The following is a 10,754-nucleotide window of genomic DNA, read 5'->3' as shown; positions in this document are numbered from 1 at the left end:
TTCGGTCATTCTAACCGTTTTCTGCTGTTACTGGCTAGTTTCCACATCAAACCAATAACCTAAAGCAGCCGAGAGTGGTTGCTCGAGTGACCAGTGCACGCCATCACTGTGCACCGTTATCTGCCCGCCATGAGCGGTATCAATAACCGGAATTCTTAGTGCTTGATAGGTGGCCATTACTTCGCGGTGTGGATGCCCGTAGGCTGAGTTGCGGCCCCGACTTAACAGCGCTGCACCGGGCTTTACGTGGCGCACAAAATAACTTTCTGACGAGCTTTTACTACCATGGTGAGGTATCACCAATAGATCAGCTTGCACCGGCGCAAGTTCGGCCAGCAGCTTTCGTTCACTATGCTTTTCAATATCGCCGGTCACCAGTACTTTTACTTGCCCCAGCCGTAACACGATGACGCACGAATCATTATTACTATGATTACCTCGTTGCGCCGCGTGGCGCGGATGCAACACACGCCATGTCACCCCTCGCCAGATACCACCTTGCCCAGCTAAACAGGGTGCGCCGTGCCGCCCACCATACCAGCGAACCGCGGCGTACTGTTCGGACAGTATCTTGTAACCACCTTCGTGATCACGGTCAGTGTGGGTAATAAAACCAAGTTCAGGTCGTAATCGGCGCTCTTGTAAAAACGGCACAATGACGCGTTCCGCCATCGAACCAAAACCATCCCAACTTGCCCCAGTGTCAATAAGCATGGCATACCCCTGGCGTTCAACAACCAATGCGCTACCCTGTTCAACATCCAATACATGAAGCTGAAATGCCGAATTCGGTGGTAATGCTTGGACAACTAAATAAGTCAACGTCAGCACAGCAACGCCAAGCAGGCGCCAGCGCCAGAGCATCGGAACGATAATCACCGTGACGCCAACCACCAACCACGGCCATGGCGGCAACTGCACGGCGGCAAGCCACTGCCAAGGCTGCTCTGCCAGTTGATTTAAAAAGGGCCATAGTTTGCTTAATGGCCAGATCGCCAGTTGCAGCCACCACTGTCCCCATGCCAGTTGGTTTGCGGTAGCACAAACGAGTCCGATCAGGCCGACTGGCAATACCCACAAGCTAACCAATGGCACCACGACTAAATTGGTGAGCGCAGCGGCACTGGCCACGCCACCAAAAGCGGCAGCCATTACCGGCACAAATAGCAAGGTCATTAGCCACTCAAACCGCCACAATGCTTTTAATTTTGCCGCTCGCCCACGGTAATGAAGCCAGCGCCAATTCATAAAAAAGATACTAGCGACTGCACCTACCGATAACCAAAATCCCATGCTTAAAGGTGCTAGCGGTTGCAGCAAAATAACAACGATAACGGCCCGCAATACGACACGAAACGAACTAACACGACAGGCATAAGCCTTGTGCCACCAAATCACCAACAGCATTAACAAAGCTCTTAACGTGGCTATGGCAAAGCCTGCGAGCCATGCGTATAGCAACGCCACTGGTAATGCGAACCACGGTGTGAGCTGCCATAAATTCATCTGCTCGCGTTGCCTACGTGTTCGCGGCCAACGCATTAAAACGTGCCACGCTAGGGCAAAAACAAAACCGGTAACCAGTGATAGATGCATACCGGAAATTGCTAATAGATGTGCCAACCCAGTACGTTGCACGACTTGCCATTCATCGGCACTTAATGCGAAGCGCTCGCCAACCAATAGCGCGAGTAGCACCCCTGCCTGCGGCACATTGGTAAGCGCACGCTGGAGCCGCGCCACGATGCGTTGCCTTGTACTGCTCGTTGGCACGAGTTGACTACCACTGCGGATCGTACCGAGCGCTTGAATACCCTGCCCCAATAAATGGCGGTGGTAGCGCATACCGCCTTCATTGCGGGTGCCCTGCGGTGGCTTCAACCGCACGACCATGCGCCATCGCTCCCCAGCTTTTGGTAGACGTTGTGCGCCGTTGGCGTGAGGGTCATACCAGTGCAGACGGACGCGCTTTGGTCGCGGTAGCGAGAGTTCATTGGGCGCTTCGTTAACGATGGCAGTAATCCGCCAAGCGTTAGTTTGCCTAGCAGTGATGGTATCGATATCGAGTGTTAACGCGATCTCTCCGTGAAACCAATCGTTAGCAACATGCTGTTGGGTAACGAAATAAGCATTGCCAGCGCCCCATAGAATACCGCACAATACGCACCCTAAAAAAATGCTCTGAAGGCGTGTACAATAACCGAGCACGAAACAAATGCTGGCCAGCACTGCAATCAGTGTCAGCAGAGCCAGACTCGCCGTCTGGTGAAAGCAGAAGCTTAAGGCGTAACCGCCAAGAAATGCGCACAACCACCGATCCATGGATGTTGTACCTTATTTTTTTGAGTGAAACCGTGTTAGGTAAAACAGTAAAGTAACGAGCCAGCGAATTATGCCGAGAAAGTTTTTTCAGCGCATCATGCCGAATCATGACGCCATTAAAAGCAGTCGTAGCTTAAAAATCTTCGGCAGATTACTGCACGATGCAAACCTTTGGCATTTGAACCGCCGTTCTGCCTCAGGTGCTTTTGCTATTGGTTTATTCTGTGCGTTTATTCCAGTGCCCTTTCAAATGGTGCTGGCTGCGGCATTAGCCATCCCGTTTCGCGTTAACCTACCGTTGTCCGTAGCTTTAGTTTGGGTATCTAACCCCATCACGATGCCGCCGTTATTCTATTTCTGTTATCTGGTGGGTACATGGATTATTGGCGCGCCATCACAACCGTTCCACTTTGAGTTGTCGTGGCAATGGCTTGGTGACAGCATTAGTACGCTCGGCCCAGCCTTCTTACTTGGTTGTCTCGTGTTGGGTACCCTCGCGAGTATTGTCGGCTATTTTGTGATTCGCTTACTCTGGCGGCAATCGGTAGTCAGCGCTTGGCGTGCTCGCGCCCACCGCTTTAAGCGGAAATAGCGGCAACCACCTCAACCCGTGAAGCTTGCCAAGCGGGATAAAGCGTTGCGACGAGACTCATCAAAAACGCTACTGCTGCCACCAACACCACGTCCGACAGCTGAATCAGCACCGGAATACTATCCACAAAATAGACATCGCTAGCGAGGATCGAGCTGCCACTCATTGCTTCCAGTAATTGCAAAAAGCTTGGTAGCCCCAAACTAAGTGCAACACCAGCGAGCGCACCCAAGACAACACCAACTGCGCCGTTTTGTAGTCCTTGCAACATAAAAACCTTCACCAAACCGCCTCGGCGCAGCCCCATAGTGCGCAGGATGCCAATATGACGACGCTTTTCTTGCACTGTCATGACTAAGGTTGAGACGATATTGAAGCAAGCTACGGCCAAGACCAATACCAGCACTAAGAACATCACCATCCTCACCATTTGAATGTCACGGTACAAGTGACCTTGCGCTCGCATCCAATGATCCAAATAAACATAGTCACGCAGTTGATAACCAATCTCGTTGGCAATGCGTTCAGCAGCAAAGAGATCGGTAACCTCGAGCTCGATGCCCGTATAGCCGTCATCTAAGCCAATTAAATTACGCGCTGTTGCGAGATTAACGTACGCCATTTGGTGGTCGACTTGGCCGCCAAAACGGAATATCCCGACCACCTTTAGGCTCACCCGTTTAGGCGCTTGAAAGCCACGTTCAGCAGCGACCACCAAACGCACCGAATCGCCCTTGTCCACGCCAAGCTGCGTGGCTAAGCCTCTACCGAGCACCACGGTATTGTCACTTGCCAACTGTTGCCATGCCGTAGTTGACATATAGTCGGCAATTGCTTGTGACTGGCGTGGATCAATGCCGTTCACTTGCACGCCAATAAACTCTCGACCTTGTTGTACCAATGCTTGCGTTTTAATGCTGGCACGTGCCGCTTTAACTTCGGGGTGCTGATGCGCCAGATCGAGGATCATTTCTGGGTACTGGAGCGCGCCTTCAACGGCACGAAACTCCACATGTGGCACGAGTTTCAAAAAACGCTCCTCAAGCACTTGGCCGAAGCCGTTCATCACACTCAAGCCGACAATGAACACCATACAACCCAAAGCAATACCAAAAGTTGACGAGGCGGAGATAAACGAAAGAAACCGACTACGCTCTCGCCCACGTCGAAAACGACGCGCCAACAACCAAGCCAGTCGCCATTGCGCTAGCATCACTTGGTTACCTTATTCGGTTGTAACTGACCTTGCTGAAGGCTAACTTGTCGCGGCAGGCTCGCCGCCAATGCTTGGTCGTGCGTGACGATGACAAAGCAGGTTTGCATTTCAGCATTAAGATCCAGCATTAATTGCATCACCTGTTGTGCGCTTTCATCGTCGAGGTTACCGGTTGGCTCATCAGCCAGAATCAGTGCTGGCTTATTCGCTAAAGCTCGAGCGATCGCAACCCGCTGTCGTTCACCACCGGATAGTTCCGCAGGTCGGTGAGAGCCGCGCTCGGCCAGCCCGACCCGAGCTAACAAATCCGCCGCCCGCTCACGCGCTTGTTGCGCCGACGTGCCTTGTATCAACATGGGCATGGCAACATTCTCAAGAGCCGTAAATTCCGGCAACAAATGATGAAATTGATAAATAAACCCAAGCTGTTGATTGCGCCAATCCGCCAACGCCCGTGGCGACCATTTGGCGATGTTTTGACCGCGAAAGAAAATCTGGCCACTCGTCGGCTGATCAAGCCCCCCCATACAGTGCAGTAAGGTACTTTTGCCTGAACCTGAGCTGCCAACAATCGCCAACAGTTCGCCGTCATGCAGCGCTAGATTGACGTCTTGTAGTACCTGCAGGTCATGATTGCCGTCCCAGTAACTCTTGCTTACATGCTCACAGCGGAGTAGTTCCTGTGTCATTATTCCTCACTCATATCGCAATGCTTGTGCGGGCAATAAACGGCTTGCTTGCCAAGCTGGAAACAAGGTTGCCAAAAAAGTTAAGGTGAGCGCTGCCAGTACAGTTGAGGTAACTTGCATCGCGTCCACAATCACGGGTAAACCCGTTGGCCCAGCAAAACTTAAATCGACACCTAAGGTCTGCAGTAACGGGTTCATATTTAATGCCAACACCAGCCCTAGTAGTAAGCCAATAAAGCTTCCCACAACACCAGTCACGAGGCCTTGCAACACCACCATCCGCCGCACACGATAAGGGGCAAGTCCCATCGTCTGTAATACTGCGATATCGGCACGCTTATCCTGTACCACCATCATCAGCGACGAAATGATATTAAATGCCGCAACAGCAATGATGAGACCAAGCATCAGATTAACCATGCGCTTTTCCATGCTGACTGCGTCGAACAAATGTCCGTAACTCTCGCGCCAACTTTTTAACGTAAATCCATCAGCTAATGCCGGTTCAAGTTGCGCGACTGCGTCAAGTGCCTGAAAGGGATCGGCAAAGTAATAGCGTAACCCAGAAACTTGCTCAGGCGCCATCCGCAAAATGCGTGCGAGATCGGCACCATGCATGACTAAAAGGTGCTTATCGGCTTCGGACTGCATACGTACAATCGCAGCAACCGTCACTAAGCGTTGCGCCGGCAACAAACCTAGCGGCGTATAAATACCGCCTCCGGCAGCGATTAAACGAAGTTGTTGGCCCGGCCACGCATTGAGTTGTTGCGCTAGGGCATACCCCAATACCACATTAAACTCACCTTCGTTGAGTGCAAGTTCACCGGCACTTAGATGGGCTTGCAATGGTTCTAGTTGTACTTCGGCGCCCTTAGCTGCAGGAAAAATGCCCTGCACTTGTACCGCTTGTAATTGTTGCTGACCTTGCAATACTCCGGCCGTCGTCACTTCGGGCACCAAGGCTCGCTGACCATTGGCTGGAGGGAGCGAATCAGCAAGCTCGCGCCAATCATCGAGGCCGTCATCGGCCTGAATTTCTAATTGCGGTACCACCGTCAGTATGCGCTGTTTAAGCTCGCCCTCAAAACCATTCATGACCGAACCGACAATGATCAAGGCGGCGACACCCACCACAATCCCAATTAAAGAGACGCGTTGAATAAAGCGTGTAAAGCCCTGCCCATGTTGAGCACGGCTATAGCGCAGGCCTAAAAATAGCGTTAACGGCTGGTACATGTGTTCTCTAATTGATAATGGAGGTCGCGCTGCAAGCATAAAGAAATCTGCGCACTGATCCAAGTCAGAGTTTCAGGTATACTTTCAGCCACTTGAGATGTAACCAAAGCAGGACCTATGAGCAAGGCATCGATCCTAACGCCACCTAAACCACCATCGGCACAAACAGACATTACTTGGCAAGGACTTGCGGGCAGTAGCGTGGCCTATGCCCTTGCCGAGCTCATCGATCAACACGACAAGCCTGTGTTGATTGTAACACCTGATGCGCCGCAGGCTCATCGCCTAGAGCATGAGATTGAATACCTCAGCAATAAAGGCGAGCAGGTGATGGTTTTTCCGGATTGGGAAACGCTACCCTACGATAGCTTTTCGCCGCATCAAGATATTATCTCGGAGCGTTTAAGCGTGTTGGCACAGTTGCCTACCATGCAAACCGGCGCACTTATTGTCTCGTTAAATACATTAATCCAGCGTATTGCGCCGGTCGATTATGTCAGCGGTCAAGCTCTTCAGCTCAGTAAAGGTCAGCAACTCGACGGCTATCGGCTGCGCCAACGACTTGAACGCGCTGGCTACCGCCATGTGAATCAAGTTATGGAGCACGGTGAGTTTTGTGCGCGCGGATCGTTACTCGACTTATTCCCGATGGGCAGCACTACCCCATTTCGGATTGATTTCTTCGACGACGAAGTCGATTCCATCCGCACCTTTGACCCTGATACTCAGCTGTCAGCCGATGAAGTCGATGCGATTGACTTGCTCCCTGCGCACGAGTTTCCGACCACGCCAACCGCAATCGAAGGATTTCGCGCTCGCTATCGAGAACTGTTTGACGCCTCGAACGAGCGTGACTCTGTTTACTATCAAGTCTCTCAAGGGCAGTTACCCGGCGGCGTAGAGTATTATTTACCGCTCTTTTTTGAAACAACCGCCACCCTTTTTGACTATTTGCCCGAAGACGTACTCCTCGTTACTTTCGGTGATCTGCAAGGCAGCCTTGATCAACTTTGGCATGACATTGAACAACGTTATGAACAGCGGCGTTACGACCGCTTACGCCCGCTCTTACCGCCACAGCAAGTATTTATGGCAGTGGACCAGCTGCACGGCCAATTCAAACAGTTGCCACGCATTCGTGCCTTCGTCCCCGATGATAAACCACAACCGGGCTTACAAAAATTTGTCACGCAAAACATTGGCGAGGTCGCGCTAAACCACCAACTTAAAGACCCATTAAAAGCTTTACGTAAGAAACTCAACGAGCTATTCAAAGCCGACTATCGCGTCGTGTTTGCCGCTGAATCTGCTGGCCGGCGCGAGTCCTTGCGTGATCTACTGGCACCGTTGCAACTTGAACTTGCTGAGTTACGACATCTACGTGACATGCAAAGTCATGTTGGCCGCACAGCGATTACCGTTGCCCCGCTGGTGAATTCCTTTGTTCTGGATGACGCAAAACTGGCGGTGATTACCGAAACTGAGCTCCTTGGTAACCGTATTGCACAACGCCGACGTCGTGACCAAAAGGCAACCGTCACCAGCGAACAAATGGTTCGCAACTTAGCCGAGTTACGTGTCGGGCAACCGTTGGTGCATATTGATCATGGCGTCGGCCGTTACCAAGGCTTAGAAACGATTGAAGCCGGCGGCATGACCACCGAATTTGTCACCATCTCTTATGCCAACGACAGCAAATTGTACGTCCCAGTAGCTTCGCTGCATGTGTTGCAACGTTATAGTGGTGGCGAAGAAGCCCATGCTCCGCTGCATAAACTGGGCAATGACACGTGGGAGCGCGCGAAACGTAAAGCCGCCGAAAAAATTCGTGACGTTGCGGCAGAACTGCTCGATGTTTACGCACAACGCGAAGCTAAGCCGGGCTATCAGTACCAGTTGGAGCAAAGCGAGTACCAGCGTTTCGCCAACAGCTTTCCGTTCGAAGAAACCGATGATCAGCAGCAGGCTATTGCCGCAGTTCTTGATGATATGCAGTCCACACGGGCGATGGACCGCTTGGTCTGTGGCGATGTCGGTTTCGGTAAAACGGAAGTCGCCATGCGCGCTGCTTTTGTTGCGGTAAATGACAATAAACAAGTGGCTGTATTAGTGCCAACTACCCTGCTCGCACAACAACATTATGAAAACTTCAAAGACCGCTTTGCGGATTGGCCTGTACGTATTGAAGTGCTGTCACGATTCAAAACAGCGAAACAAACACAAACCATTCTTGAAGACATCGCAGCAGGTAAGGTTGATATCGTTATTGGCACCCATAAACTGTTGCAAGGCAGCATTAAGTTCCACGATCTCGGCCTGTTGATTGTCGATGAAGAACATCGATTTGGGGTTCGCCAAAAAGAGGCGATTAAGCGCCTACGTGCCGATGTTGATATCTTAACCCTCACCGCTACGCCGATTCCGCGCACGCTAAACATGGCGATGAATGGCGTGCGTGACTTGTCCATTATTGCGACCCCGCCAGCGAAGCGTTTAGCGGTAAAGACCTTTGTGCGTGAATACGACGCACCAACGATTCGGGAAGCAATTCTGCGTGAAATTTTGCGTGGCGGACAAGTCTACTTTTTACACAACAACGTCGAAACCATTGAAAAAACCGCGCGCGATTTAACTGAATTGGTACCTGAAGCACGCATCACTATCGCTCACGGGCAAATGCGTGAACGTGAACTTGAGCGCATCATGTCGGACTTTTACCATCAGCGCTTTAATGTTTTGGTCTGTACCACTATCGTCGAGACTGGCATTGATGTACCGACCGCCAACACCATCATTATGGATCGGGCCGACCATCTTGGCTTGGCGCAAATGCACCAGTTACGTGGCCGCGTTGGACGCTCGCACCATCAAGCCTACGCCTATTTGCTGACACCGCACCCGAAACGCATGACCAAAGATGCGTTAAAACGTCTTGAGGCGATAGCTCAACTCGAAGACCTTGGTGCCGGCTTTATGTTAGCCACCCATGATCTCGAAATTCGTGGCGCCGGTGAACTCCTCGGTGACGAGCAAAGCGGGCAAATTGAAACCATTGGTTTCACGCTGTACATGGACATGCTGGAACAAGCGGTTACGGCACTGCAACAAGGCAAGGAACCCGCTCTCGATACCCTGTTAAAAACCCAAAGCGAAGTCGACTTGCGCGTGCCGGCACTCCTACCAGAAAGTTACATTGGTGACGTCACCCTGCGCCTAAGCATGTACAAGCGTATTGCCAGTGCCACAACCGGAGAAGAACTGCGCACGCTGCAAGTAGAAATGATCGACCGCTTCGGGCTGCTGCCTGATGCCGCAAAGAACCTTGTGCGCATCACTGAGTTGCGGAATCGCGCTGGTCAACTGGGCATCCGCAAAATTGATGGCGGACCGCAAGGGATCAGTCTCGAATTTGCCGAAGACACCAAGGTTAATCCCGGCTATTTGATTGAACTTATTCAAACTTATCCGCAGGATTATAAACTGGAAGGGCCAACCCGTTTACGCATTCTTGCCAAAATCAGCGATACTCAAGAGCGCATGAAACTGGTAGAGTCTGTGGTTAATGAGTTAGCCGAAAAAAGTGACAAAAATGCATAAAGTAGGTACATCTCAACTATTACAACGGTGCATTGCAGCTTTAGTGTTGGCCGTGACGGTGCCAAGTGTTGCCGCATCGGTAACCTTGCCAAATCAATCTAAAGATAAATGGCGATGGTTCGAGATAGAAGTACTGGTATTTAAACATAGCCCGACCGAAACCGTTGCCGAGCAGTTTCCATGGCAAGGGCCGAGCTCGTTCACTGATGCCGCTTATAACCCACTGGTGGACTATTACGTCCCAGAAATCACCGGTGCCTTAGCTGGCCTGCCGCGTTGTGCGCCACCGTCGCTCGATGAATCATTTTCTACCGCTGCGCTTTGGTGTGTGCAGCCTGCTGAACTTGATCCGTTATTACCGCAGAACTGGCAACGCCGTGAGCGTATGCTGGCATCGCTATCGCGAGCGCCTGCGCAAGTCATCGATGGTCTCGGTGGCGACGTAACTAAGGCAAAGCTGCCTTATATTGCGCCCGCCGAACAGTTCGAACTCGCTGAGATGCGCCAACAAATCACACGCCGCGGTGTTGGCACACCGCTACTGCATATGAGCTGGTATCAACCCGTTTTTGGCTTAGAGGACGGATTTAAGGTGCGTTTGTTTGGCGGGCAAAACTATGGTGGGCGATTCGCTCCATCGGGCTACTTGTATAGCAACGACAACAACGAGCTAACGCCGAATGAATTGGAGCAGCGCCTGGAACTTCTGCTAGCACAACAACAAGATACGCAATTACAGTTTAGTGCACGCAGCGAGGACCAACCGTTGGCACCACCGCCATTTTTAATGCGCGAAGCGGATGCCCCTGCAGTCTGGGAGCTTGACGGTACCTTGCACGTGTACCTTGTAGGAAACTACCTGCACATTGCGAGCGATTTAGAACTACGTGAACCTCATACCGTCAATTGGCAGCCCGCCGCCCTCGCCGCACAGGCTGAGCGAGCGCTACAACCACGTCATGACGGCGAGTTTTTACGCAGCTTCAAACTTGAGCAGTTACGCCGCGTGATCAGTCACGAAACCCATTATTTTGATCATCCGAAACTAGGCATTGCTGTACAAATACGCCGCACGGATCTGTCCGCTAGACGCTATTAG

General features: G+C 51.6%; 7 protein-coding genes. 3 read left to right on the top strand and 4 right to left on the bottom strand.

Annotated elements, in window-relative coordinates:
- Nucleotides 1-27: 27 nt before the first annotated feature.
- Complete coding sequence (locus tag NV375_RS01240) at nt 28-2,322, bottom strand: DNA internalization-related competence protein ComEC/Rec2 (RefSeq protein ID WP_258806623.1); 2,295 nt, start codon at nt 2,320-2,322, stop codon at nt 28-30.
- A 70-nt stretch (nt 2,323-2,392) separates the two neighbouring features.
- On the opposite strand from NV375_RS01240, the gene NV375_RS01235 reads away from it, so the two are divergent.
- On the top strand, nt 2,393-2,914 hold the full coding sequence (locus NV375_RS01235) for a DUF2062 domain-containing protein (RefSeq protein ID WP_258806622.1): 522 nt from the start codon (nt 2,393-2,395) through the stop codon (nt 2,912-2,914).
- Here the strand turns inward: NV375_RS01235 and NV375_RS01230 are convergent.
- Genes NV375_RS01230 through NV375_RS01220 form a run of 3 tightly spaced genes read right to left on the bottom strand, consistent with a single transcriptional unit; the run spans nt 2,901 to nt 6,058 of the window.
- On the bottom strand, nt 2,901-4,127 hold the full coding sequence (locus tag NV375_RS01230; RefSeq protein WP_258806621.1) for a lipoprotein-releasing ABC transporter permease subunit: 1,227 nt from the start codon (nt 4,125-4,127) through the stop codon (nt 2,901-2,903). The genes NV375_RS01235 and NV375_RS01230 overlap by 14 nt on opposite strands.
- Entirely contained in the window at nt 4,127-4,819 is a 693-nt protein-coding gene (lolD, locus tag NV375_RS01225; RefSeq protein WP_258806620.1) for a lipoprotein-releasing ABC transporter ATP-binding protein LolD, read from the bottom strand. The genes NV375_RS01230 and lolD overlap by 1 nt, the downstream gene beginning before the upstream one ends.
- Nucleotides 4,820-4,825: 6 nt before the next feature.
- Entirely contained in the window at nt 4,826-6,058 is a 1,233-nt protein-coding gene (locus tag NV375_RS01220; protein ID WP_258806619.1) for a lipoprotein-releasing ABC transporter permease subunit, read from the bottom strand.
- A gap of 117 nt (nt 6,059-6,175) precedes the next feature.
- Here NV375_RS01220 and mfd point away from each other — a divergent pair, with 117 nt between their 5' ends.
- Complete coding sequence (mfd, locus tag NV375_RS01215; protein WP_258806618.1) at nt 6,176-9,655, top strand: transcription-repair coupling factor; 3,480 nt, start codon at nt 6,176-6,178, stop codon at nt 9,653-9,655.
- Nucleotides 9,648-10,754, top strand: coding sequence for a peptidoglycan binding protein CsiV (locus NV375_RS01210; protein ID WP_258806617.1), 1,107 nt, complete (start codon nt 9,648-9,650; stop codon nt 10,752-10,754). The genes mfd and NV375_RS01210 overlap by 8 nt, the downstream gene beginning before the upstream one ends.

The organism is Pseudidiomarina sp. CB1 (assembly GCF_024752025.1).
Classification (GTDB): domain Bacteria; phylum Pseudomonadota; class Gammaproteobacteria; order Enterobacterales; family Alteromonadaceae; genus Pseudidiomarina.
This window is presented reverse-complemented; position numbering and strand designations above follow the sequence as displayed.